The 23,108-nt window shown below is 70.3% G+C and carries 26 protein-coding genes; 22 read left to right on the top strand and 4 right to left on the bottom strand.

From position 1 onward, the window contains the following. Window positions 1-147: 147 nt before the first annotated feature. From IEZ13_RS20095 to IEZ13_RS20120, 6 genes are all read left to right on the top strand, one after another. The gene (locus IEZ13_RS20095) at window positions 148-840 is read left to right on the top strand and encodes a response regulator transcription factor (RefSeq protein ID WP_183226469.1); all 693 of its coding nucleotides are present in this window, start codon (window positions 148-150) and stop codon (window positions 838-840) included. 11 nt (window positions 841-851) lie between these two features. Next, window positions 852-1,898, top strand: coding sequence for a HAMP domain-containing sensor histidine kinase (locus IEZ13_RS20100; protein ID WP_183226548.1), 1,047 nt, complete (start codon window positions 852-854; stop codon window positions 1,896-1,898). A gap of 10 nt (window positions 1,899-1,908) precedes the next feature. Next, window positions 1,909-3,480 (top strand): DUF4153 domain-containing protein, encoded by a 1,572-nt coding sequence (locus tag IEZ13_RS20105; protein WP_183226470.1) that lies wholly within the window; start codon window positions 1,909-1,911, stop codon window positions 3,478-3,480. 31 nt (window positions 3,481-3,511) lie between these two features. After that, complete coding sequence (locus IEZ13_RS20110) at window positions 3,512-3,898, top strand: DUF485 domain-containing protein (RefSeq protein WP_183226471.1); 387 nt, start codon at window positions 3,512-3,514, stop codon at window positions 3,896-3,898. Next, a complete protein-coding gene (locus IEZ13_RS20115) occupies window positions 3,895-5,517 on the top strand; it encodes a sodium/solute symporter (protein ID WP_183226472.1) in 1,623 nt (540 codons plus the stop codon). Before IEZ13_RS20110 ends, IEZ13_RS20115 begins: the two co-directional genes overlap by 4 nt. Before the next feature lie 61 nt (window positions 5,518-5,578). Then, window positions 5,579-6,244 (top strand): hypothetical protein, encoded by a 666-nt coding sequence (locus IEZ13_RS20120; RefSeq protein WP_183226473.1) that lies wholly within the window; start codon window positions 5,579-5,581, stop codon window positions 6,242-6,244. Window positions 6,245-6,279: 35 nt separating this feature from the next. Here IEZ13_RS20120 and IEZ13_RS20125 read toward each other — a convergent pair whose 3' ends face one another. Continuing rightward, window positions 6,280-6,510, bottom strand: a complete 231-nt coding sequence (locus IEZ13_RS20125) for a hypothetical protein (RefSeq protein WP_183226474.1) — start codon at window positions 6,508-6,510, stop codon at window positions 6,280-6,282. A 73-nt stretch (window positions 6,511-6,583) separates the two neighbouring features. On the opposite strand from IEZ13_RS20125, the gene IEZ13_RS20130 reads away from it, so the two are divergent. The 9 genes from IEZ13_RS20130 to IEZ13_RS20170 all read left to right on the top strand — a co-directional run bounded on the left by IEZ13_RS20130 (window position 6,584) and on the right by IEZ13_RS20170 (window position 15,265). Beyond that, the gene (locus IEZ13_RS20130) at window positions 6,584-7,108 is read left to right on the top strand and encodes a flavin reductase family protein (protein WP_183226475.1); all 525 of its coding nucleotides are present in this window, start codon (window positions 6,584-6,586) and stop codon (window positions 7,106-7,108) included. A gap of 118 nt (window positions 7,109-7,226) precedes the next feature. Further along, window positions 7,227-7,580, top strand: coding sequence for a DUF485 domain-containing protein (locus IEZ13_RS20135; protein WP_183226476.1), 354 nt, complete (start codon window positions 7,227-7,229; stop codon window positions 7,578-7,580). After that, the gene (locus IEZ13_RS20140; RefSeq protein WP_183226477.1) at window positions 7,580-9,256 is read left to right on the top strand and encodes a solute symporter family protein; all 1,677 of its coding nucleotides are present in this window, start codon (window positions 7,580-7,582) and stop codon (window positions 9,254-9,256) included. The genes IEZ13_RS20135 and IEZ13_RS20140 overlap by 1 nt, the downstream gene beginning before the upstream one ends. Window positions 9,257-9,470: 214 nt before the next feature. Further along, a complete protein-coding gene (locus tag IEZ13_RS20145; RefSeq protein WP_183226478.1) occupies window positions 9,471-10,631 on the top strand; it encodes an LCP family protein in 1,161 nt (386 codons plus the stop codon). Between the two features lie 111 nt (window positions 10,632-10,742). After that, the gene (locus tag IEZ13_RS20150; protein WP_183226479.1) at window positions 10,743-11,891 is read left to right on the top strand and encodes an LCP family protein; all 1,149 of its coding nucleotides are present in this window, start codon (window positions 10,743-10,745) and stop codon (window positions 11,889-11,891) included. Between the two features lie 68 nt (window positions 11,892-11,959). Then, on the top strand, window positions 11,960-12,295 hold the full coding sequence (locus tag IEZ13_RS20155; protein WP_183226480.1) for a rhodanese-like domain-containing protein: 336 nt from the start codon (window positions 11,960-11,962) through the stop codon (window positions 12,293-12,295). Next, window positions 12,292-13,080, top strand: a complete 789-nt coding sequence (locus IEZ13_RS20160) for a glycerophosphodiester phosphodiesterase (RefSeq protein ID WP_183226481.1) — start codon at window positions 12,292-12,294, stop codon at window positions 13,078-13,080. The genes IEZ13_RS20155 and IEZ13_RS20160 overlap by 4 nt, the downstream gene beginning before the upstream one ends. Before the next feature lie 84 nt (window positions 13,081-13,164). Further along, on the top strand, window positions 13,165-14,319 hold the full coding sequence (locus IEZ13_RS20165; protein WP_183226482.1) for a sensor histidine kinase: 1,155 nt from the start codon (window positions 13,165-13,167) through the stop codon (window positions 14,317-14,319). A 70-nt stretch (window positions 14,320-14,389) separates the two neighbouring features. After that, complete coding sequence (locus IEZ13_RS20170) at window positions 14,390-15,265, top strand: DUF5926 family protein (RefSeq protein WP_183226483.1); 876 nt, start codon at window positions 14,390-14,392, stop codon at window positions 15,263-15,265. A 193-nt stretch (window positions 15,266-15,458) separates the two neighbouring features. On the opposite strand, the gene IEZ13_RS20175 is transcribed toward IEZ13_RS20170, so the two are convergent. Next, entirely contained in the window at window positions 15,459-16,631 is a 1,173-nt protein-coding gene (locus IEZ13_RS20175) for an arginine deiminase (protein ID WP_372441899.1), read from the bottom strand. A 263-nt stretch (window positions 16,632-16,894) separates the two neighbouring features. On the opposite strand from IEZ13_RS20175, the gene IEZ13_RS20180 reads away from it, so the two are divergent. From IEZ13_RS20180 to pheA, 5 genes are all read left to right on the top strand, one after another. Beyond that, a complete protein-coding gene (locus tag IEZ13_RS20180; RefSeq protein ID WP_183226485.1) occupies window positions 16,895-17,632 on the top strand; it encodes a hypothetical protein in 738 nt (245 codons plus the stop codon). Between the two features lie 73 nt (window positions 17,633-17,705). Continuing rightward, window positions 17,706-18,167, top strand: coding sequence for a PAS domain-containing protein (locus IEZ13_RS20185; protein WP_183226486.1), 462 nt, complete (start codon window positions 17,706-17,708; stop codon window positions 18,165-18,167). An 83-nt stretch (window positions 18,168-18,250) separates the two neighbouring features. Further along, the gene (locus tag IEZ13_RS20190; RefSeq protein WP_183226487.1) at window positions 18,251-18,637 is read left to right on the top strand and encodes an ACT domain-containing protein; all 387 of its coding nucleotides are present in this window, start codon (window positions 18,251-18,253) and stop codon (window positions 18,635-18,637) included. 24 nt (window positions 18,638-18,661) lie between these two features. Next, a complete protein-coding gene (locus IEZ13_RS20195) occupies window positions 18,662-19,204 on the top strand; it encodes a hypothetical protein (protein WP_183226488.1) in 543 nt (180 codons plus the stop codon). A 14-nt stretch (window positions 19,205-19,218) separates the two neighbouring features. Then, a complete protein-coding gene (gene pheA, locus IEZ13_RS20200) occupies window positions 19,219-20,148 on the top strand; it encodes a prephenate dehydratase (RefSeq protein ID WP_183226489.1) in 930 nt (309 codons plus the stop codon). 10 nt (window positions 20,149-20,158) lie between these two features. On the opposite strand, the gene IEZ13_RS20205 is transcribed toward pheA, so the two are convergent. Together IEZ13_RS20205 and IEZ13_RS20210 are read right to left on the bottom strand one after the other, a co-directional pair. Beyond that, complete coding sequence (locus IEZ13_RS20205) at window positions 20,159-20,500, bottom strand: metallopeptidase family protein (protein ID WP_183226549.1); 342 nt, start codon at window positions 20,498-20,500, stop codon at window positions 20,159-20,161. Between the two features lie 75 nt (window positions 20,501-20,575). After that, on the bottom strand, window positions 20,576-21,004 hold the full coding sequence (locus IEZ13_RS20210) for an OsmC family protein (RefSeq protein ID WP_183226490.1): 429 nt from the start codon (window positions 21,002-21,004) through the stop codon (window positions 20,576-20,578). A 66-nt stretch (window positions 21,005-21,070) separates the two neighbouring features. On the opposite strand from IEZ13_RS20210, the gene IEZ13_RS20215 reads away from it, so the two are divergent. Beyond that, the gene (locus tag IEZ13_RS20215) at window positions 21,071-21,739 is read left to right on the top strand and encodes a hypothetical protein (protein ID WP_183226491.1); all 669 of its coding nucleotides are present in this window, start codon (window positions 21,071-21,073) and stop codon (window positions 21,737-21,739) included. A gap of 55 nt (window positions 21,740-21,794) precedes the next feature. Beyond that, window positions 21,795-23,051: a serine--tRNA ligase gene (gene serS / locus IEZ13_RS20220; protein ID WP_183226492.1), complete on the top strand. Its 1,257-nt coding sequence runs from the start codon at window positions 21,795-21,797 to the stop codon at window positions 23,049-23,051. Window positions 23,052-23,108 lie beyond the last annotated feature (57 nt).

Raw genomic sequence — 23,108 nt, forward strand, 5'->3', positions numbered from 1 at the left:
TCCCGGCACAAAGATCCATCTCCACAGGTTGTTCACAACTCCACCGCCTGGCCTGCCCAGGTGGTCAATAAGCTGCTGGGCACCGGCCGGTGGGCCACGGGGGCGCACCGACCGGGACCAGGGCTATTGGGATGGGGTGACGGCGGCGTGGAGACTGTCGAGCGACGGGTTCTCGTCGTGGAGGACGAGCGGGCGATCGCCGACGCCGTGGCCGCACGGCTGCGTGCCGAGGGCTTCCTGGTGCAGGTCGTGGGCGACGGGCCGAGTGCGGTCGCGGCGGCCCGGCAGACGCCGCCGGACGTGATCGTCCTGGATGTCATGCTGCCCGGCTTTGACGGCCTGGAGGTGTGCCGCCGGATCCAGGCGGAGCGGCCGGTCCCGGTGCTGATGCTGACCGCCCGCGGCGACGAGACGGACCTGCTCGTCGGGCTCGCGGTCGGCGCCGACGACTACATGGCCAAGCCGTTCTCGATGCGTGAGCTGGCGGCCCGGGTGCACGCCCTGCTGCGACGGGCCGAGAAGGCTCAGGTCGCCGCTCGTCCACAGCCCCCGACACTGCGGTTCGGCGACGTGGAGATCAACCAGGCGGAACGGCGGGTGCTGCGGGGCGGGGCCGAGGTGCATCTGACCCCGACCGAATTCGATCTGCTGGTGCATCTGGCCGGGCGGCCGCGCACGGTCCTGCCCCGGGAACGGCTCCTTGCCGAGGTGTGGGGCTGGGCGGACACTTCGGGTACGCGTACGGTCGACAGCCACATCAAGGGCCTCCGCCGGAAACTGGGCGCCGATCTGATCCGCACCGTGCACGGGGTCGGGTACGCCCTGGAGGTGGACAAGTGATCACCCGCCTGATGGTGTTCGTCCACAACCTGGTGGCGCCGGTCTTCGCGTACCTTCCCCGGCCGCTCGACCCGGTCCGGTCGATCAAGGCGAAGCTCTCCCTGGCCCTGGGTTTCGCCGGTGGCGTCGGCCTGCTGGTGTTCCTGTGGAGCATCGACTTCTACCGGGTCGACGTGCTGTGGATCGCCATCGCGGCGGCGCTCGGCCTGGTCACCCTCCAGGTGATGGCGCACGGCGCGACGGTGCCCCTGCGCGAGATGACGGTGGCGGCCCGGGAGATGGCGCGCGGCGACTACACGCACCGGATCGAGACCCGGTCACAGGACGAGGTGGGCGAGCTGGCCACCGCGTTCAACCAGATGGCCGCCGACCTGGCCGCCGCGGACCGGCAGCGGCGTGAGCTGATCGCGAACGTCTCGCACGAGTTGCGTACGCCGATCACCGCGCTGCGTGGCCTGCTGGAGAACATCGTCGACGGGGTGGCCGAGGCCGAGCCGGAGACGATGAAGACCGCCCTGGCCCAGACCGAGCGGCTCAGCCGCCTGGTCGCCGACCTGCTGGACCTGTCCCGGCTGGACGCCGGGGTGGTGCCGATGGACCGCGATCTGATCGACGTGCCGGCCTTCCTCGGGGAGGTGGTCCGGGAGGCGACGGTGAACGCCGAGGGCACCGGACACGACGTGCGCTTCGAGGTGTCCGCGCCCCGGCTGCTGATGCACGGCGACCGGGAGCGGCTGCACCAGGTCTTCGCGAACCTGCTGGACAACGCGGCCCGGCACAGCCCGCGCGGTGGGCTCGTGACGGTCCGCGCCGAGCGCCACGGCGATCACGTGGTGCTCGCCGTCACCGATCAGGGTGGCGGCATCCCGCCCGCGGAGCGCGAGCGGGTCTTCGAACGCTTCACCCGGGGCGAGCGGGCCACCGGCGGCGGCACCGGGCTCGGCCTGGCGATCGCCCGCTGGGTGGTGCAGCTGCACCGCGGCACGATCGCCGTCGTCGAGCCCGACGACCGGCGCGGCTGCCACATCCAGGTACGACTCCCGCTGCAAGCGCTCTGAGGAGTGGAACATGTCGACGGCCACCAACGAACCCGTTACCGGACAATTGGGACAACTTAACGGCCCGTGGCCGCCCTACACCCTGCTCGGCCGGCGCTGGCCGGGACCGGGGCGCCCGGCCTCGTCCGCCACCGTCGTGGCGATCCTCACCGCCTCCGTCGTGGCCGCGCTCAGCGTCCCGCTGGACCGGGCCGGCCTCGGCTGGTTCGTCACCGCCCTGGCCGGCACCGGGGCCCTGGTCGTGGCCCGGGTCATCCGGGTTCCCGAGGCGATCCCGGCCGCGGTCCGGCGCGACACCGGCCACGGCTCGTGGGACCGCTTCTTCTGGGGTACGGCCACCGTGGTCCTGCTGGCGACCGGCACCTTCCGGGCGGCCGGCTGGCTGTTCACGCTCTGCCTGCTGACGGCGACGCTGACCGGCGCGCTGGCGATCACCCACGGGCGGTCGTTGCGGTCGGTGGCGATGACCTACCTGCTCGCGCCGGCGGCCGCCACCCGCGGCGGCCTGTGGATCCTGCGCGGCGTGACCCGGATGCGCGGCCAGGGCTCGGCGGGCGTCCCGATCCGGGTGCTGGCCACCACCGCGGTCTCGATCGCCCTGCTCGCCGTCTTCGGCGGGCTCTTCATCTCGGCGGACGCCGCGTTCGCCCGGGTCTTCGAGGCGGCGATCCCGGAGATCAGCCCGATCACGATCTTCCGGTGGGCGTTCGTGGGTGGCGTCACGGCGGTCCTGCTGACCGCCGCCGCCTTCCTGCGCGCCGCCCCGCCGGCGACCGGCGACCTGGACCGCACCGAGGGCCGCAAGGTGAACCGTCTGGAGTGGGCGGTGCCGCTCAGCCTCCTGGTGCTGCTGTTCGCGGCGTTCGTGGTGATCCAGTTGACCGTGCTGTTCGGCGGCAACCAGCACGTGGTGGAGACCGATGGCCTCACCTACGCCGAGTACGCCCGCAGCGGCTTCTGGCAGCTCTGCGTGGTGACCGCCCTGACCCTCGTGGTGCTGGCCGGGGCGGCCCGGTGGGCGCCGCGCACCGAGCGGGCCGACCGGATCCTGCTGCGCGTGGTGCTCGGCGCCCTGGCCGCGCTCACTCTGGTCATCGTGGCCTCGGCGCTGCACCGGATGAACGTCTACACCGACACGTACGGGCTGACCCGCCTGCGCCTGCTGGTGGCCTGCTGCGAGGCGTGGTTCGGGCTGGTCCTGGTGATGGTGCTGGTGGCCGGGATCCGGATCCGGGCGCCGTGGCTGCCCCGGGTCGCGATCGCCGCCGGTGTGCTCGCCCTGCTCGGGCTGTCGGTGGCCAACCCGGACGGCCTGATCGCCGAGAACCACGTGCAACGGTACGAGGAGACGCAGCGGATCGACCTGCCCTACCTGTCCGACCTGTCCCCGGACGCGGTGCCGGCCCTCGCCGGGCTGGAGAACGAGGCGTACCGGTCCTGCCTGCTGATGGTGATCGGCGAGCGCACCCCGGAGGACTCCTGGCGCGGCTGGAACCTGGCCCGGGAGACGGCCCGCGAGGTGATCGCCGAGCACCCCGAGGACAGCCCCACCTGGTGCTGGGAACAGGTGAACCGGTATTGACAATCAGCGCGGGACGGACAGACTGCCGAACATGGCCGCCGATCCGTCCCCGCGCTCCCGGACCCGGGTGGTGCTGGCTGACGCCGCGCCCCGGCGTGACGGGGCCGACCGGGCCGGCACCGACCTGACCGAGCAGACCCCGATCGGGGAGGCGCTGGTCAAGGGTCTGATGCGGGCCCAGTTGGCGCTCGCGCTGCGGCTCGCTCTGGTGGTCGCGGCCGGCCTCGGGACGCTGCCGCTGCTGTTCGCCGTGGCCCCGGCGGTGGGCGGTTTCAAGGTCTTCGGCGTGCACCTGCCGTGGGTTCTGCTCGGGCTGCTGTCGTTCCCGTTCCTGGTCGGGGTGGGCGCCGCGTACGTCCGCTGGGCGGAGCGCAACGAGCAGGACTTCGCGGCGCTGATCCGCAGGCCGGAGCGGTGAACCCGTACCTGGCGCCCGGCCTGATCCTGGTCCTGCTGCTGACCGTGGCGATCGGCGCGTACGGCCTGCGCTTCGCCCGGACCACCTCGGACTTCCTGGTTGCGTCCCGGTCGGTGAGCCCGTCCTGGAACGCGGCCGCGATCAGCGGCGAGTACCTGTCCGCCGCGTCCTTCCTCGGTGTCGCCGGCCTGGTCCTGCGCTACGGCGTCGACGTCCTCTGGTACCCGGTCGGCTTCGCCGCCGGCTACCTGGCCCTGCTGCTGTTCGTGGCGGCCCCGCTGCGCCGCTCCGGTGCGTTCACCCTGCCCGACTTCTGCCAGGTCCGGCTCCGGTCGCGGCCGTTGCGGCGGCTGGCGACCGCCTTCGTGCTGTTCATCGGCTGTCTCTACCTGCTGCCGCAGTTGCAGGGCGCGGGGCTGACGTTCAGCACGCTGACCGGCGGCTCCTACGCCTGGGGCGCGCTGGTGGTCAGCGTGGTGGTGACCGCGAACGTGGCGTTCGGCGGGATGCGGGCGATCACCTTCGTGCAGGCGTTCCAGTACTGGCTGAAGTTGACCGCGCTGGCCGTACCGATGATCTTCTTGATCCTGCAGTGGCAGTCGGACGGCCGCCCGCAGGTGACGCCGCCGGCCGGTGCAGTCTTCCCGGCCGCCACCACCGTCGTGGTGGAGCAGGACGCGGTCCTGGACGGTGTCCGCCCGGTCGAGGCGGGCGAGACGCTGCACTTCGCGGCGGGCGACCCGGTGCCGACGGTGAGCACTGTGGACGCCGAGTTCGGGGACCAGTGGCTCCTGCCCGGCAAGACCGGCCTCTTCGCGACCTACTCCCTGATCCTGGCCACCTTCCTCGGCACCATGGGCCTACCGCACGTGCTGGTGCGGTTCTACACGAATCCGGACGGCGCCTCGGCCCGCCGCACGACGCTCGTGGTGCTCGCCCTGGTCGGCCTGTTCTACCTGCTACCCACCCTGTACGGGGTGCTCGGCCGGATCTACACCCCACAACTGCTGATGACCGGCAACACCGACGCCGTGGTGCTGCTGCTGCCCGAGGCGGCGCTCGGCGGCGGCCACCTGGGCCGGCTGCTCGGCGCGCTGGTCACCGCGGGCGCGCTGGCCGCCTTCCTGTCCACCTCGTCCGGCCTGCTCACCAGCGTCGCCGGGGTGATCTTCACGGACGTGCTCAGATCCGGCCGCAGCGGCTCGATCCGCGACTTCCGGCTGGCCACCGTGCTGGCCGCGCTGGTCCCCACGACCCTGGCCCTGTACGTGTCCGACATGGACGTCTCCCGCGTCGTCGGCCTGGCCTTCGCGGTGGCCGCCTCCAGCTTCTGCCCGCTGCTGGTGCTCGGCATCTGGTGGCGGGGGCTGACCGACGCCGGTGCGATCGCCGGGCTGGTCACCGGCGGCGGCGCGGCCATGGCGGCGGTGCTGGTGACGGTGCTCGGCCCGCCGCTGCCCAGTTCCTTCGCCGAGTTCGTGGGCCAGCCCGCGGCGTGGACCGTGCCGCTGGCGTTCCTGGTCATGGTCGGTGTGTCGCTGATGACCGGCCGCCGCGTGCCGCCGGACGTGGGCGCCACGATGCTGCGGCTGCACGCCCCCGAGTCGCTCCGGACCTGATTTAAGGATCTTTAAGGTAGAACACCCGGCCCGATGGTGAACCACGTTCGTAGATCCGGTCATGACACGTACCTACCGGCGGCCCGGTCAAGACAAGCGCAAGCGCAACATCGTGATCGGCGTGGCGGTCGCCGCTCTGGTCGGTGGCGGCCTGGCGGTCGGCACCGGGCTGAGCAGCGCCTCGACCTTCTGCGACGGCCTGGACGAGCGGATCCGGGAGAATCAGCAGTTCATGGCCCAGCAGCGGGCCAACCCGAACTCGCAGACCGAGGCGATCCTGGCGAACCGGCAGGCGGTCATCGATCTGATCAACGTGCAGAAGGCGCAGGGCGGCTGCGGCGGAGCCCAGGCTCAGGCCCCGGCCGCGAAGCCGACCACCACCGCTCCGGCCGCAAAGCCCACCACGGCCGCACCGGCCGCGAAGCCGACCACCGCCGCTCCGGCCGCTCCGGCTGCTCCGGCTGCTCCGGCCGGGAACGGCCAGGTCGTCTGCCCGGGCTCGACCGTGACCCTCTCCGGCGAGGGCGGCGCGCCCGCCGCGTCCAGCGGCACCCACCCGGTCGGCACCGTCCTGAGGGTCCGGAACCTGGACAACAACAAGAGCATCACGGTGACCGTGACAAGCGTTTCCGGCAGCTGCGTGCTGCTCAACAACGCCGCCTTCGAAGAGGTTCGGGAGCCCGGGAAGTTCCTGATCCGGCGGGCCGTCATCGAACGGGTGGGCTGACCGCCCAAGCTGTCCTCGGCACTGCGGCCGGAACGCTACACGCGTTCCGGCCGTAGTCCGTCCCGGCGGACGAAGATCCGGCGGCGCTGCAACGCGTTGCCTGCGGGGCCGAGCACATAACCGTCTATCCACATCCACCCGTCGTAGGTGATCCGCGGGTCGACCCGGATGATCCGCAGGTTCAGTGCCCGGTCACCGGAGAACTGCACGCTCGCCTCGGGACCGACGTGGACGATGTCACCCGGGCGCAGCACCACCTGAGTCATGCCTAAAAAAATAGTAGTTGATCAATAAATGCGGATAGCGGCGTGCGCAATCTGTAAACGGGAGAATGATCGGATGAATCCCGACGCGCCGGGTGGCCGCATCCACTCCACCGATCCGTTCGCCGTTCCGGATGCCGACAAGTCGCAGGTCCGGCGGCTGCGGGGCCGGTTCGCGTCGACCGTGACGCTGTGGACGACGCCCGGACCGGCCGGGCTGACCGTCTCGTCCGCGGTGGTCGCCGACGGGGACCCCGGCCGGGTGCTCGGGCTGATCGACGAGGAGAGCGAGTTCTGGGCGGCGGCCTCCGCGGCCGGCCGGTTCGCGGTGACGCCGCTCGGGCCGGGCGACCGGCAGCTGGCCGACCGGTTCGCCGGGCTCTTCCCCGCCCCGGGCGGCCCGTTCGCGACCGGGGAGTGGCGCCGGACCGAGTTCGGGCCGGTCCCCGCACACGCCGCCACCTGGGCCGGCTGCCGGCTCACGGAGACCCGTCCGTGCGGGTGGGCGCTGCTACTCGACGGGGTGATCGAACGTGTCGAGACCGGAAGCGCGGGATCACCTCTGATCCACTATCGGGGCAGGTACACCGAACTGGCTTGATTGCCGCTCAGCGCAGTCAGGCCGCCACTCAGCGCAGACCTCGACCGGCGGCCGGTGACACGGCTCACTCCTTCGTACGGTGCCGGAAAGTCCGCCCCCACGAAGGTGGTGAAAACCCGTGCCGGCATCCGCCGAGAGATATCTCGAAGTGCAGAACTCCGAGGAGTTCGCTCAACTGCGCCACCGCTTGCGCAGCTTCATCTTCCCGACGACGGTCGCGTTCATCGTCTGGTACGCGCTGTATGTGCTGCTCTCCGCGTACGCGCGGGACTTCATGGCCATCAAGCTGGTCGGCAACATCAACGTCGCGCTGGTCTTCGGCGTCCTCCAGTTCGTCTCCACGTTCCTGATCGCCTGGTACTACGCGCGGTACGCGGCGCAGAAGCTGGACCCGCTGGCCGACAAGATCCTGCACGACATCGATGAGAAGCCCGCGGCCGCCGCCACCGCCGCCGAGGGGAGCCAGGACTGATGGCCGCTCCACAGCTCCTGGCCGCCGAGGCCGCGTCCAGCTCCCGGTCGCTGACCATCACGCTGTTCCTGATCTTCGTGGCGATCACCCTGGGGATCACCGTCTGGGCCAGCCGGCAGACCAAGACCGCCACCGACTTCTACGCCGGTGGCCGTCAGTTCTCCGGGTTCCAGAACGGCATGGCCATCGGTGGCGACTACATGTCGGCGGCGTCCTTCCTCGGCATCGCCGGCATCATCGCCCTGTACGGCTACGACGGCTTCCTCTACTCGATCGGCTTCCTGGTCGCGTGGCTGGTGGCGCTGCTGCTGGTCGCCGAGTTCCTGCGCAACTCGGGCCGCTACACGATGGCCGACGTGCTGGCCTTCCGGATGCGCCAGCGCCCGGTCCGTACCGCGGCCAGCGTCTCCACCATCGTGGTGTCGGTCTTCTACCTGATCGCCCAGATGGTCGGCGCCGGCGCGCTGGTCTCGCTGCTGCTGGGCATCAAGCCGGGCGCCACCTTCCTGGGTATGGACGCCGACACCGCCAAGGTCGCCACGATCATCCTGGTCGGCGCCCTGATGATCATCTACGTGACGGTCGGCGGCATGAAGGGCACCACGTACGTCCAGATCGTCAAGGCGTTCATGCTGATGGGCGGCGCCCTGATCATGGTGCTGCTGGTGCTGGCGCACTACAAGTTCAACCTGTCGGCGCTGCTCGGCGACGCGGCCGCGCAATCCGGCAAGGGTGACGCCTTCCTCGAACCCGGACTCCGGTACGGCGTGGAGACGGCCGGCGACGCGGCGAAGACCTTCTACAGCAAGATGGACCTGCTCTCGCTGGGCCTCGCGCTGGTGCTCGGCACGGCCGGCCTGCCGCACATCCTGACCCGGTTCTACACCGTGCCGACCAGCCGGATCGCGCGCAAGAGCGTGCTCTGGGCGATCGGCATCATCGGCACGTTCTACCTGTTCACCCTGGCCCTGGGCTTCGGCGCGGCGGCTCTGGTAGGCGGCAAGAACATCACCGCCCAGGACAAGGCGGGCAACACCGCCGCCCCGCAGCTCGCCCAGCAACTCGGCATCGACTACCTGGGCGGCGACACCGGCGGCGCGATCATGCTGGCCGTCATCGCGGCCGTCGCCTTCGCCACCATCCTGGCCGTGGTCGCCGGCCTCACCCTGGCATCGTCGTCGAGCCTCGCGCACGACTTCTACGCCAGCGTGATCAAGCGGGGCACCGCGTCGGAGCGGCAGGAGGTCAGCGTCGCCCGGATCGCCGCCCTGATCATCGGCGCCATCGCGATCGCCCTGTCGATCTTCGCGCAGAGCCTGAACGTGGCATTCCTCGTGGCGCTCGCGTTCGCGGTGGCGGCGTCGGCGAACCTGCCGGCGATCCTCTACAGCCTGTTCTGGCGGAGGTTCAACACGGCGGGCGCGCTCTGGTCCATCTACGGCGGCCTCACCACCGCGGTGGTCCTGGTGTTCTTCTCGCCGGTCGTCTCCGGCTCGCCGACCGCGATGTTCCCGGACCAGGACTGGCACTGGTTCCCGCTGTCCAACCCCGGCATCATCTCCATCCCGCTCGGCTTCTTCTTCGGCTGGCTCGGCACGGTCATCAGCAAGGAGACCGACCCGGAGAAGTACGCGGAGCTGGAGGTCCGGTCCCTGACCGGGCACGGCGCGCACTGAGGGTCGTTCGCGACCTACGTTGACCCGGGATCGGCGCGTGTGAAGGCAACACGTCTCCACCGTCGCGAACGATCCTCAGTTGACTTCATCCCAGTGCACGGGCCGGCGTAGTCGCCAACGCCGGCCCGTGACCGTGTCGTCACTCTCCTCCCACCTTCGTGCCGAAGCGCCTCGGAGTCACAGATCACCGGCTCTTACTCCGTAACCTGGAGTCATGTCAGCCACCACCTCCCCCAGCGGCAACTCTTCCGGACGAGCGTCCGTGCCCGGCCGGCCCGACTCCCGGGACTGGCCCCCGCGAGGTGGATCCGGGCCCGCCGCACCGGGCGGTCCGCGCGGCCCGGCCGGTCCCGGCCGGGGCCGCTCCTACCGCGGCCGCCGACCGCGGCCCCGCTGGGGCCGGATCGCTCTGGTGGTCGGCGCGGTGATCGTGGTGATCGCCCTGGTCGCCGGCGTCACGGCGTGGGGCTACGTCTCCGGTCTGGACGACGACCTGAAGCGCACCAACGCCTTCTCCGACATCACCACGGACCGGCCGGCCAAGACGGTCGAGGGCGCCTTCAACATCCTGTTGGTCGGCACCGACTCCCGGGACCCGGACGCCAAGCAGGACCAGGCGAACCAGTGGCGCGCGGACACGCTGATCCTCATGCACGTGCCGGCCGACCACAAATCCGCGCAGCTCATCTCGATTCCGCGGGACCTGTGGGTGGTCATCCCGAGCGGGAACAACGCGCCGTGCAGTTCCGGCAGCCGAGCCAAGATCAATGCGGCGTTCGCCTTCGGTGGCCTGCCCCGCGCGGTCCGCACCGTCGAGTGCATGACCGACGTGCGCATCGACCACGTGATGGCGATCGACTTCGGCGGCTTCAAGGAGGTCACCGACGCGCTCGGCGGTGTCGACCTGTACGTGGAGCAGGACACCAAGTCGATCCACAAGCCGTTCCGCCAGTTCAAGAAGGGCATGATGCACATGAACGGTGCGCAGGCCCTGGACTGGATCCGGCAGCGCAAGCAGTTCGCCCGCGGCGACTTCGCCCGCATGCAGCACCAGCAGGAGTTCCTGAAGGCGATCATGGACAAGGCGGCGAGCAGCGGCACGCTGAGCAACCCGGCGAAGCTGAACGCGTTCCTGAACTCGGCGACGGCCGCCGTCACGGTCGACGAGAACTTCTCGCTCAAGGACATGGTGCTCCAGTTCCGCAACCTGCGCGGGGAGAACCTGACGTTCCTGACCAGCCCGAACCAGGGCGGTCAAACGATCAACGGCCAGTCGGTGGTGGTCTCCGACCGGGAGAAGGCGCTGGCCCTCTACCAGGCGGTCGTCGACGACAAGGTGGACGAATGGCTCCAGGCGAACCCGGTGAAGAAGTAAGCGCGAACTGTCAGACGGCTATGACTTCATTCTGAAACCGGAAGGATCTTCAACCGACGCGGATTCTGTCCGTAAGGTAATGCAGCCCCCGATCTCCCCCAGGAGTGCTGCATGACCGTCGCCGCAGACCGGCCCACCGAGGTTCCGGCGGCGCCGCCCGCGGCCCGCCGGAAACGCCGTTCGCCGCTCTGGGCGCGGCTCACCACGACGTTCGGCGTGGTGCTGCTGGTGGCGAGCGGCGGCGGTCTGGTCGGCGGCCGGATGGTGGTCAAGCAGACCACCTCGACGATCGCGGTCGACAACCTCACCGGTGACGCGAAGAAGACCACCGCGGAGGGTGGCGGGTCGACCATCGAGGGCCCGATCGACATGCTCCTGATGGGCGTCGACGCCCGGGAGCGCTGGGCCGACGATGCCCTGCACTCCGACACGATCATCATCCTGCACATCCCGGCCACCCACGATCAGGCGTACCTCATCTCGGTCCCCCGGGACACCGAGGTCGAGGTCCCGGCGTTCGCCAAGAGCAAATACGAGGGCGGGACGGTCAAGGCCACCGAGGCGTTCTACTGGGGCGCGCAGAACGGCGCCGGGATGGCCGGCGGCTCACAGTTGCTGGCCAAGACGCTGAAGAACATGACCGGGATCAGCTTCGACGGCGCCTCGATCATCAATTTCGGTGGCTTCAAGAGCGTGATCGACGAGCTCGGTGGCGTGGAGATGTGCGTCGACCAGCAGGTCACCTCGAAACACATGGTCCTGGTGGACGGCAAGCCGATGTACCTGGCGGAGGCCCGGGAGGCCGGCGAGTCCGGCAAGCCGGTCGTGCACAAGGTGGGCTGCCGGGAGATGGAGGGCTGGGAGGCGCTCGACTACGCCCGCCAGCGATACGGGCTGAAGAACGGCGACTACGACCGGCAGCGGCACCAGCAGCAGCTGATCAAGGCGATCGCGAAGAAGGCCTCGGAGGGCGGGGTCCTGAGCAACCCGCTGAAGATCAATTCTCTGGTCAAGGCGGCCGGCAAGGCGTTCACCCTGGACACCGGCCAGATCGAGCTCACCGACTTCGTCCTCGGGCTGAAGAACGTCGCGGCCAACGACCTGGTGCTGCTGCGCACCAACAACGGCACCTTCTCCGGCAACAACAGCGGGCGTGAGGTCTTCAACGAAACCAGCCTGAAGATGTTCCAGGCGGTCAAGAACGACACCCTCGCCGAGTTCGTGCTCGATCACCCGGACGTCATCGCCAACGAGAAATGACCCCTTCCAACCACCCCGGCCGCCGCCCCTGAAGCGGACTGAAGACTCCCCCAACTAGGCTGTCACCCGTGTTCGGACCTCAGGTTCCCAGCGTCACCGCTGATCAAGTCGCTCCCGGCGCCTACCTGCTCGACGTTCGCGAGCCGGACGAGTGGACGGCCGGCCACGCGCCCGGCGCGCACCACCTGCCGATGATGGAGGTGCCCGCCCGGATGGCCGAGGTGCCGTCCGACGGCGAGGTCGTCGTGGTCTGCCGGGCCGGTGGACGTTCCGGGCAGGTCGTGGCCTACCTGATGAACAACGGCTGGGACAACGTGCGCAATCTCGACGGCGGCATGCAGGCGTGGGCCGCCGTCGGCAAGGACGTGGTGAGCGAGGACGGGCAACCGGCCCGCGTGCTGTGACCGGGTACCGTCCTCTCGTCTTCGCGCATCGAGGGGGCGCCGACGCACTGCCCGAGCACACGCTCGGGGCCTATCTGCGCGCTCTGGACGAGGGCGCCGACGGCCTGGAGTGCGACGTCCGCCTCACCCGGGACGGTCACCTGGTCTGCGTGCACGACAGCCGGCTGGACCGGACCAGCAACGGCCGGGGCCGGGTCAGCTCGAAGACCCTGGCCGAGCTGGACGCGCTGAACTTCGGCTCCTGGCATCCCGGCTACCCGGCCGACGCCAAGCTCCCCGACCTGTCCCGGCTGCTGACCCTCGAGCGGTTGCTCGACGCGGTCCACTCCAGCGGGCGGCCGGTCCGGCTTCTGATCGAGACCAAACACCCTTCCCGGTACGGCGCGGAGGTCGAGCGCCGGCTTGTACGGATGCTGCGGCACCACGGTCTGGCCGATCCGAAGCCGGACGCCGACGTACAGGTGACGGTGATGTCGTTCGCGGCGCTCGCACTGCGCCGCATCCGTGCCCAGGCGCCCACCCTGCCCACCGTCTACCTGCTCGAACTGGTGCCGCCGGGGGTCGGACGCGGCCGGCTGCCGTTCGGCGCGCAGACCGCCGGGCCCGGTGTCGACCTGGTCCGGGCGCGGCCCACCCTGCTGCCGGCGATCAAGGCGGCCGGACATCAGGCGTACGTGTGGACGGTCAACGAACCGGCCGATCTCGAACTGGTCCTGGAGCACCGCGTGGATGGCGTGATCACCGACCGTCCCCGGTTCGTGCTGGATCACCTCGCCCGGATGTGACGTCCACCACCAGATGCCACTCAACCGCAGGGTTCGCTTAGGTTCATCTGCCCAAAAGCCGCCGAGCGAGGCAAACTCGCAGGCATGCCGGACCGTCCCGACTACACGGCGCTGACCCGGGGTCAGCTCGCGGCCCTCGCCCGCGTCGAGTCCGGCGACGCCGGCCTGTCCGTGCTGCAGCAGCTCGTCCGGCTCGCCGGGGAGACGCTGGGCGCCCGTGGCACCGCCTTCGCCGAGTCCGCCGACGACCACGGCCGGATCATCGCGGCCACCGGGGTGTGGGCCGCCGTCGTGGGCCGCCGGGTGACGCATCCGGCCGAGCCGCGGCTCGACGACGAACTCCTGCACCTGATCGAGGGCGGCGACCCGCGGTCGATGCTGGGCGCCCGCTGCCCGGGCCGGGAGACTCCGGTCGGCTCCCTGCACGTCTACCTCGACGGCGAGCCCGGCCCCGAGCACCGGGACGTGCTGGAGCTGCTGGCCAGCCTGATCGGCCGTCTCTACCGGAGGGGCTCCGGTCTGCCGGCGCACGGTCCGCCGGCCCCCGAGGAGGTGCGCCGGGACGCGGACCGCGACCTCTGGGTCGCGGTCACCAGCCACGAGCTGCGCACCCCGGTCACCGTGATCAAGGGGTACGCGGACACGCTCACCAACCACTGGGAGACCCTGGGCGAACCGGGGCGGCGCGAGGCGGTCCGGGTGATCGGGGCACGCGCCGGTGAGCTGGCCCGGCTCGTGGACCGGCTGCTCTCCGCCGCCAGCGAGGAGGACGGTTCGGTGGGCGCCTCCCCGGCCGGCCCGTTCGATCTGGTGGAGGCGCTCCGTGAGGCGGCCGGCGAGTTGCCCGCCGACCTGCGGCAGCGGCTGCTGCTGGGGCATCTGCCGACGGATCTGCCGAAGGCGTACGGGAACCGCGACTCGATCGCGACCATCCTCACCGAGCTGGCCACCAACGCCGAGAAGTACTCGGATCCGGACGGCACGGTCGAGGTGTGCGCCGGAGTCGACGACGACACGCTGCGGTTCCGGGTCACCGACCGGGGCGCCGGGATCGCGCCGGAGCACGTGGAGCACGCCTTCGACCGGTACTGGCAGGCCGACCCGGGGCCGCACCGGCCGGGCGCGGGGCTCGGCCTCTACCTGGTCCGGCGGCTGGTGGAGCGGCAGAACGGCTGGGTCTCGCTGCGCCCGCGGGAGGGCGGCGGCACGGTGGCCGAGGTCCGCCTGCCCCGGGCGTGACACTTTTCGGCGACACACCGGGGTGGCCCACGTCACCGGTTCGCGGGAGGGGCGCTTACGCTGGTTCCCCGTGAGCAAGCGTCGCAAGTCCCGCGAAACCGCACCGAAAACGAAGGTGCGCGACATCTTCGTCGCCCGGCCCTTCGAGGGCCTGGCCGACGAGCCGGAATGGGTCGCCCTGCGTGAGCTGGTCCCGGCCGCCTCCGCACCGTTGACCCTCAAACCGGAGATCGTCGAGGAGTACGGCGACCGCTCGGTGATCCTCTCCACCGTGCTGCCGATGGCGTGGCCGGCCATGTCCCGCCGGGACGGCAAGGTCCTGATCGGTCTGCAGCGGCACGTCCAGTCCGGTGACGTCTCCCGCGACCTGGCGGTCGCCATCCTGAACGCGCTGTCCACCGAGCCGGGCAACACGGTCTCCGTGCCGGCCCTGCCCGGCCCGGGTCTGCGCTTGCAGGATCTGCTCGTCGACGGGTCGCTCGAGATCACCATGCAGGATGGTTTCGAGTACTGGCTGGACGTCGACCAGATGCAGGACGCCACCGTGAAGGCGTCGCTGGAGCGCGCCAACGCCTCGATCTACCCGACCGTGCGGATGGCCGCGGCCAAGGCCGCCTACTGGTGCCGGGTGGCGCCGGACAAGAGCCACATCCGCTGGGTGCTGAGCGAGCCGGAGGACCGGGCCCTGGACACGCTGTCCCGGCTGTCCGCCGCCGGGGAGCTGCTGCTCGGCGAGGACACCAAGTTCGCCGGCATGTTCCGGGCGCACGGACTGCTGGTTCCGGTCTGGGACATCCCGGGCGAGCCGGAGGGGGCCGAATTCGAGTCGGCACTGGCCGACTTCGCCAAGCGGTACGCCGACACCCTCGCCGTCGACGGCCCCCTGGACGCCGCCGCCCGCCGCGCAAAGCAGGGCCTGATCGGCCGCCAGTTGACGCTGCGTTGAATTGCCGGTTTGAGGGGTTGGAGCGCAACCACTCACGCACGTCGCCCGGTGTGGCTCGTGTTTTGGACGCGTCAGCGGCCAGCGAGTCGCGCCGGGCCCTCGGCGGGAGCAGCGGTCTGTACCCACCACCCCGCTGCGGCCTCAGGATCTTGACCTTGAATTTGATCTTGAAGAATTCGTCTGATTTTGATCTTTAGAGCGGGTCTCTTTCGATGGGGCAGCTCATGCATCTCGGGCCGCCCCGGCCGGAGCCGAGTTCGCTGCCACTGATCCGGACCACCTCGATGCCGGCGCGTTCGAGCTGGGCGTTGGTTTCGACGTTGCGTTCGTAGGCGACGCAGAGCCGCGGCGCGATGGCCAGGGTGTTGTTGCCGTCGTCCCACTGTTCGCGTTCGGCGGTGACCGGGTCGAGACCGGTATCGATCACCCGCAGCCGGTCGATGCCCATCGCCTCGGCGGCGGCCTCCAGGAACGGCCGGGGCCCACTGACCTTCTGCTCGGTGACGGTCCAGGCCTCCAGGGTGTACGCGATGTTGGGGTACATCACGACGGCGTCGACGTCCACCATGGTGCAGACGGTGTCCAGATGCATGGTGGCGCGTTCCTGGGCGATCGGGACGGCCAGCACGGTGTGCGCGAGGCCGGCCGCGATGACCCGCTGGGCGAGGCGTTCGGCGCCGGCCGGGGTGGTCCGCTCGCCGACGCCGATGGCCAGCACCCGCGGGGCCAGCACCAGCACGTCGCCGCCCTCCAGGTGTTCCAGCGAGGGGTCGAAGAGCAGCTCCGTCCCGGCGAACCGCGGATGGTGCCGGTAGATGGCGTGGGTGAGGGTGGTCTCGCGGCGGCGGGCCGGCATGGCCAGGCTGGTGACCGCCACCCGGTCGCGCACCCAGACCGAGGAGTCGCGGGTGAAAAGCAGGTTGGGCAGCGGATCGATGACGAAGTCGAGCCGGTTCATCATCTCGTAGACCAGACCGCCCCCACCGGACTTGATCTCCTCGTGCGCGAGCCCGGCGATCAGCACCTCGGCCAGCCGGGCGGGCTCCTGATCGGCAAGGTAGTCGGCCACCGTGGCGCGCAGCGCGTCGCCGAGGCGGCGGTCGGAGAGCACGCCGGCGGTCAGTTCGGCGCGGGCCTCCGGCAGGGTCAGCGTCTCGGCGATCAGGTCACCCAGGTGAAGGACCTCGACTCCACGGCTCCGGAGTGCCTCCGCGAAGGCGTCGTGCTCCTCCTGGGCACGGCTCACCCACGGGATGCCGTCGAAGAGCAACGAGTCGTTGTTGCGCGGGGTCAACCTCGCCAGTTCCGATCCTGGCCGGTGCAGCAGTACGGTACGGAGGCGACTGACTTCACTGTCGACGTACACATGGCCGACGTTAGCCGGTACCGAGCGCGATCGGGCCGTGACGTTCTGACTAGATCTTGGGACAGTCATGCATCAGGCTGGGCGGAGCGATAGCTTGAGAAGGTGCGACGATGCACCATGCGAAAGAAGACGTTGTCGTGAATATGTCATTCATCCACACTCATTCTCTTTCTTTCCCGCCCTGTGACCCTGTTCTGTAGGGGAACGAGCACGTACGGTAGTTGGAAAAGAGAGCCCGACTGACCTTTTGCCGGAGGTCTGCAGTGACTGTCTTCCCCGCCCGCCCCGCGCTGCCCATGTCGTCCCAAACCCTCGCCACCGTCGACCGGACCCATCCGTCCCTGCTGGAGGACACGCAGCGGATGACCACGCCGGCCGAGTGGGCCCGCCGTCGCCGCGCCGAACGTGGCGCCCGCCGCATCGAGGCCGCTGGAGCACGCGCTCTCACCCGCCTCGACCGCCTCGGGCCGAACTGGCACATCGTCGACTGGCCGCGGACCGACCTGACCAACGCGTACTACGAACCGAACCCGGCCGACGAGCGTGCCGGATTCCTCGCCATCGGACCCGGCGGTGTCTACGCCGTCACGGTGGCCGACCACGGCCGCTCCCGCGTGCTGATCGCCGGTGACGTCGTCCAGATCAACGGAAAGCGCCCGGAGTATGTGGCCGAGGCCCGTCGTGACGGGCGCCGCGCCGCCAAGGCGATCTCCGCTGTCGTGGGTCTCAACGTCCCGGTGACGCCCGTGCTGACGTTCGTCGGATCCGGGGTGATCAGCGTCCACGGCCTGCCGAAGGACTGTCTGGTCTCCACCGACAAGGAGCTCGACCGCCTCCTGATCGCCGGGGGCGGAAAGATCTCCCCGGCCACCGCGGCCAAGCTGACCGCCGTCGCCCAGCACCCGGGCACCTGGTCGAACGCGCCGTGGCGCCCGAACCATGACTACTCTTCGTATGGCAACGGACAGACGACCGCTGACAAGCGGCTGAGCCGCCGGTAACGTTCCCTGCGACGCCGTCGCTGACCGACGTTCCGCGCCGGTCAGCGACGTCCACAGGAACGAGGAGGAGCCGGTGGCGCATGTTGAGCTCTCCCTCTCGGGAGCGTTCGTACCCCAGGCCCGCACACCGTCCGAGGCCGAGTTCGTCACCAGCGTCGAGCGCTGGTCGATGACGGTCGCGGTGGCCGCCGAGCCGTGCCTGGTGATCGACGTCAACGGCTCGATACTCGCGGTGTCGCCGTCCGGTAGCGAGTTGCTCGGCCTGGGCAAGCCGGCCGAGGCGATCGGTCAGCGGCTCAACGCCGCGCTGCACCTCATCGACTTCACGGCCGGCGGTGGCCGCCTGGAGGAGCCCGAGGCGGAGAACATCCCGCCGCTGCTGGCGCTGCGCAGCGAGCGGCTGGCCCGGGGCCTCATGCGGGTGGTGCCGGGTGACGGCGTGCCCGCGCTGACCGTCGATGCCGTCTCCACGCCGCTCCAGGCGGGCGACCGGATCGGCGGGACACTGACCTTCCTGTCCCCGGTACGCTACTGACGTCCTTTTTGTCCGCGCCGGTGTGGTGTTCAACGCACTTGGCAGGCATTGGACGTTACAGATCCGCAACGTAGTCTGCGAACATGCTCGATCTAGACCTGTTACCGGGTGAATACGCGGTGTGTCGGCTTCCGGCCGGCTCGACCCTGCCCGCCTCGCTGACCGCAGGTCCGGACGACAAGAGCGTCATCTCGGTGACCTGGGGCGTCGACGAACTCTCGGTGATCTGCCCCAACGACCGGGTGCCCGCGGACGCGGTCGCCGACACGGCCTGGCGGTGCCTGCGTGTCGCCGACCTCAACCTGGCCATGACCGGGGTGCTCGCGTCGCTGGTCGGGCCGCTGGCGGAGGCCCGGGTCAACATCGTGACCTTCTCGACGTACGACACGGACTATCTGCTGGTCCCGGCCGTGCGGCTGACCGAAGCAATCAACACGCTCGCCGCGGCGGGCCATCGGATCGCCAGCTGACCTCTCGGCTCATACCATGAGCGCGTGTCCCCCCGCACAGGTCACCTTCCCCTGATGGTGGGAGCGCTGCTGCTGAGCGCCTCCTGTGGCGCCCCACCCCAGGCGCTGCCCACCAGCCCTCCCCTGCCCCGGTTGAGCGTTGCCACGCCGACATCCCGGGCGGCCCCGACCACCCTGCCGACATACACGCCGCCGACCACCGTTTACACCACGACTCCGGTACGGACGACGGTGCCGACGACCATCACCACCAGCCCGAGCCCGACGCGGTCACACGCGCCCCGGTGCACCGGCGAGCCGACCGCGGCACAGATCGTCACCGAGCTCAAGGAGAGCCCAGCGGTGCCGGACAGGGAGCTGACGGTCACCGACGGGCCGTACTGCGCCGGGGCGTGGGCCTTCGCCACGGTCAGCCTGGTCGGTGCCGAGTCCGCCGAGCCGCTGTCGGTCGTCACCACCGGCAAGGGAGCGACCCTCGAGATCGTCACCGCGGGCACCGACGTGTGCAATCCGCGGGTGAAGGCGGAGGCCCCGGCCGGGATCCGGGTGCTCGCCTGCGGTGAGTGATTAGACTTCCGGGAATGCCTGTCCGTTTCGCATACCTCGGCCCGGAGGGCACCTTCACCGAGGCCGCGCTGCGCACCATCCCCGCCGCCGAGCAGGGGGAGCGCACCCCGGCCCGGAGCGTTCCCGAGGCGCTCGAGGCGGTGCGCAGCGGCACTGCGGACGCGGCACTCGTCCCGCTGGAGAATTCGGTCGGCGGGGCGGTCCCGGTCACCCTGGACGAGCTGATCACCGGCAGCCCGCTGATGATCACGCGGGAGGTGCTGCTGCCGGTCGAGTTCGTGCTCGGAGCGCGGACGGCGGCGCCGCTCGCCGCGATCCGGTCGATCGCCGCGCACCCACAGGCGTCCGCCCAGTGCCGGCACTGGCTCCAGGCGAACGTGCCGGACGCGGTCGTCGTCGACGTGCTGTCCAACGCGGCGGCCGCGATCAGCGCGGCCACCGGGGAGTACGACGCGGCCATCTGCGCCCCGATCGGGGTGGGCCGCAACGGGCTCACGGTGCTGGCCGAGAAGATCGCCGACCGGGCCGAGGCGGTCACCCGTTTCGCGCTGCTCACCCGGCCCGGCCCGCCGGCCGCCCCGACCGGGGACGACGTCACCTCCCTGGCCGTGTCGATCCGCCACGATCAGGTGGGGGCGTTGCTGGCGGTGCTGACCGAGTTGGCGGTGCGCGGCATCAACCTGTCCCGGATCGAGTCGCGGCCGACCGGGGAGCAGCTGGGGACGTACGTGTTCTTCCTCGACTGCACCGGGCACGTGGCCGAGCCGCGTCTCGGCGAGGCGCTGCAGGGGCTGCGCCGGATCTGCGCCGAGGTCCGTTTCCTCGGCAGTTACCCGAAGCACCGCCTCCAGCCCGAGGCGCCGGTGGCGGCGCCGCCCGGCCTCTCCGACGACGACTTCGCCGACTCGGCGGACTGGCTGGAGCGGCTGCGCTCCGGGAGCTGACCCGGCCCGGTCAGGCCCACCCGAGCTCGTGAAGCCGCTGGTCATCGATGCCGAAGTGGTGGGCGATCTCGTGCACCACGGTGATCGCGACCTCCTCCACCACGTCCTCCTCGGTGTCGCACACCCTGAGGGTGGGCAGCCGGAAGATGGTGATCCGGTCGGGCAGCGCACCGGCGTAGTCCCAGCCGCGTTCGGTGAGGGCGACGCCCTCGTACACCCCCAGCAGGTCGTCACCGCCGCCCGGCGGAAGGTCCTCCACCAGGAAGACCACGTTGTTCATCAACGACATCAACTCGACGGGGACCTCATCGAGGGCCTCGCCCACCAGCTCCTCGAAACGTTCTGGACTCATGTCGACCGGCACGAGCCCATTGTGCCCGGGTTTCCGGATTTCCGGCGCGACCGGTGCCCGGCCGCGCCGGAGTCCTCAGGACAGCTTGGCGACCAGGCTGATCTCCGCGCCCGGGCTGAGCAGGCGCGAGATCGGGCAGTTCTCCTTGGCACCCGCCGCCAGCTCCTGGAACTTGGCGTCGTCGATCCCGGGGACGTCGCCGACCGTCTCCAGGTCGATGCGGGTCACGCCGAACCCGGCGTCGGTCTTGTCCAGGTGAAGCTTCGCGACGGTCTCCACCGAGGTGGGCGTGAAGCCCGCGTCGGCGAGACCCTTCGAGAAGGCCATCGAGAAGCAGCCGGCGTGCGCGGCCGCGATCAACTCCTCGGGGTTGGTCCCCTCGCCCTCCTCGAAGCGCGACTTGAAGGAGTAGGCGCCCTGGAGGCCACCCTTGCCGGTCTTGACAGTGCCGGAACCCTCGATGAGGTTCCCTTCCCAGCGGGCAGAAGCAGAACGAATAGGCATGTCCCCGACGCTATCCGATATCCCGCTCGTTGGTTCGCAGACCGGGCTGGGGTCATGATGGTTCCCATGTCGCAGGATTCCCCGGCCGAATCGGTCATCTCGTTCGGCGCCTCCGAGCGGCGGAGCTTCCTCCGTGACCTCGGTAGGGACCATCGGCTGCCACTCCTGACCGCGGCGCTCGCCGCGGTGGCCGCGTTCGGGTCACTGATCTCCGAGTGGCAGACCACCGACCTGGAGGGGCTGGCGTACGGCGACGGGTCCCTGCCCGGTCAGCGTGTCGTGCAGACCGAACTGGTCGACATGGGCGCGGCCGGCGGCGGCTACCTGATCGGGCTGTTCCTGCTCACGATCACGGTCGTGCTGACCCTTCTCGGTCCGACCGAGGGCCGCCGCTACGCCCGGCTCGCCGGCCTGGCCACCGGGGGGCTGCTGCTCGCCGTGCTGGTGACGCTGGTCCCGGTGATCGCGGACACCAGCCTCATCATCCCGAAGTACTTCCTCGTCGACCTCGCCGACGAGAACCTGACGATCGCACCCGGCCGTGGCCTGTGGTGCGCGTTCGCCGCCGTGATCCTCGCGATGGCCGCCCTCCGGCTGCCCGAGCCCCGCCGGCGTGAGATCGCCGAACCCGCCCCGGTGGAAACGGCCTTCCCGGACGACCTCGACCTGAGCATCGGCCCGACCGCACCGTTCGCGTCGCTGCCCGGCGAGCTGGATCAACCACACCGATCGTGACACCCGGGGATATCCGGGTGATGATCGGACCCGGACGCCGGTACGCTCGACAACCGTGATTGACCTGCGTCTGCTCCGTGAAGACCCCGAACTGATCCGCGCCAGCCAGCGGCTGCGCGGTGAGTCCACCGATCTCGTGGACGACCTGCTGCGTGCCGACGAGGAGCGCCGGGCCGCCACCCAGCGGTTCGAGACGGTCCGGGCGGAGCAGAAGTCCATCGGCAAGGAGGTCGCGAAGGCTTCCGGGGACGAGCGGGCCGCGCTGCTCGCGCGTACCAAGGAATTGGCCGTTGAGGTGAAGGCGGCGGAGGCCGCCGCCGGCGAGGCCGACCAGGCGCTGCGCCGGGCCCACCTCGCGGTGCCGAACGTGACAGTGGGCGCCCCGCCCGGCGGCGAGGACGACTTCGTCGTGCTGCGCGAGGTCGGCGAGAAGCCGCAGATCGCCGAGCCGCGGGACCACCTGGAGATCGGTGAGGCGCTGCGGGCCATCGACACCGAGCGCGGCGCCAAGGTGTCCGGGTCGCGGTTCTACTTCCTCACCGGTGTGGGCGCCCTGCTCCAGCTCGGGATGCTCCAGCTGGCCATCCAGCAGGCGGTCGAGCACGGTTTCACGCCGTCGATCACGCCCACCCTGGTGCGGCCGGAGTCGATGGAGGGCACCGGCTTCCTCGGGTCGCACGCCAGCGAGGTCTACCGGCTCGAAGCCGACGACCTCTACCTGGTCGGCACTTCGGAGGTGGCGCTCGCGGCGTACCACTCGAACGAGATCATCGACCTGAACAGCGGGCCGGCCCGGTTCGCCGGCTGGTCGACGTGCTACCGGCGGGAGGCCGGCTCGCACGGCAAGGACGTGCGCGGCATCCTGCGGGTCCACCAGTTCGACAAGGTGGAGATGTTCTCGTTCTGCCGTCCCGAGGAGGCGGAGGCCGAGCACCTGCGGCTGCTCGCCATGGAGGAGGAGATGCTGGCCAAGGTCGAGATCCCGTACCGGGTGATCGACGTGGCCGCCGGCGACCTCGGGTCCAGCGCGGTCCGCAAGTTCGACTGCGAGGCGTGGGTGCCGTCGCAGGGGCGGTACCGCGAGGTCACCTCGACGTCGAACTGCACCACCTTCCAGGCGCGGCGGCTCAACGTCCGCTACCGGGACGCGGACGGCAAGCCGCAGATCGCCGCCACGCTGAACGGGACGCTCGCCACCACCCGCTGGCTCATCCCGATCCTGGAGAACCACCAGCAGCCGGACGGTTCGGTGCGGGTGCCGAAGGCTCTGCAACCCTTCCTCGGCCGCGAGGTCCTGGAACCTGCCAGGTAACGACCTTGTCATCGATCGGCTACCAGTTGTCATAGCTGCTGGTAGCCGATCAGGTGT

It is taken from the genome of Actinoplanes campanulatus (assembly GCF_014647795.1).
Classification (GTDB): domain Bacteria; phylum Actinomycetota; class Actinomycetes; order Mycobacteriales; family Micromonosporaceae; genus Actinoplanes; species Actinoplanes campanulatus.

Bases quoted from the DNA above. Each gene is read 5' to 3' on its own strand.
- IEZ13_RS20100 (WP_183226548.1), top strand. From the start codon at position 852: ATGGTGTTCGTCCACAACCTGGTGGCGCCGGTCTTCGCGTACCTTCCC.
- IEZ13_RS20105 (WP_183226470.1), top strand. From the start codon at position 1,909: ATGTCGACGGCCACCAACGAACCCGTTACCGGACAATTGGGACAACTT.
- IEZ13_RS20110 (WP_183226471.1), top strand. From the start codon at position 3,512: ATGGCCGCCGATCCGTCCCCGCGCTCCCGGACCCGGGTGGTGCTGGCT.
- IEZ13_RS20120 (WP_183226473.1), top strand. From the start codon at position 5,579: ATGACACGTACCTACCGGCGGCCCGGTCAAGACAAGCGCAAGCGCAAC.
- IEZ13_RS20125 (WP_183226474.1), bottom strand. From the start codon at position 6,510: ATGACTCAGGTGGTGCTGCGCCCGGGTGACATCGTCCACGTCGGTCCC.
- IEZ13_RS20130 (WP_183226475.1), top strand. From the start codon at position 6,584: ATGAATCCCGACGCGCCGGGTGGCCGCATCCACTCCACCGATCCGTTC.
- IEZ13_RS20140 (WP_183226477.1), top strand. From the start codon at position 7,580: ATGGCCGCTCCACAGCTCCTGGCCGCCGAGGCCGCGTCCAGCTCCCGG.
- IEZ13_RS20145 (WP_183226478.1), top strand. From the start codon at position 9,471: ATGTCAGCCACCACCTCCCCCAGCGGCAACTCTTCCGGACGAGCGTCC.
- IEZ13_RS20150 (WP_183226479.1), top strand. From the start codon at position 10,743: ATGACCGTCGCCGCAGACCGGCCCACCGAGGTTCCGGCGGCGCCGCCC.
- IEZ13_RS20165 (WP_183226482.1), top strand. From the start codon at position 13,165: ATGCCGGACCGTCCCGACTACACGGCGCTGACCCGGGGTCAGCTCGCG.
- IEZ13_RS20190 (WP_183226487.1), top strand. From the start codon at position 18,251: ATGCTCGATCTAGACCTGTTACCGGGTGAATACGCGGTGTGTCGGCTT.
- pheA (WP_183226489.1), top strand. From the start codon at position 19,219: ATGCCTGTCCGTTTCGCATACCTCGGCCCGGAGGGCACCTTCACCGAG.
- IEZ13_RS20205 (WP_183226549.1), bottom strand. From the start codon at position 20,500: ATGAGTCCAGAACGTTTCGAGGAGCTGGTGGGCGAGGCCCTCGATGAG.
- IEZ13_RS20210 (WP_183226490.1), bottom strand. From the start codon at position 21,004: ATGCCTATTCGTTCTGCTTCTGCCCGCTGGGAAGGGAACCTCATCGAG.
- IEZ13_RS20215 (WP_183226491.1), top strand. From the start codon at position 21,071: ATGTCGCAGGATTCCCCGGCCGAATCGGTCATCTCGTTCGGCGCCTCC.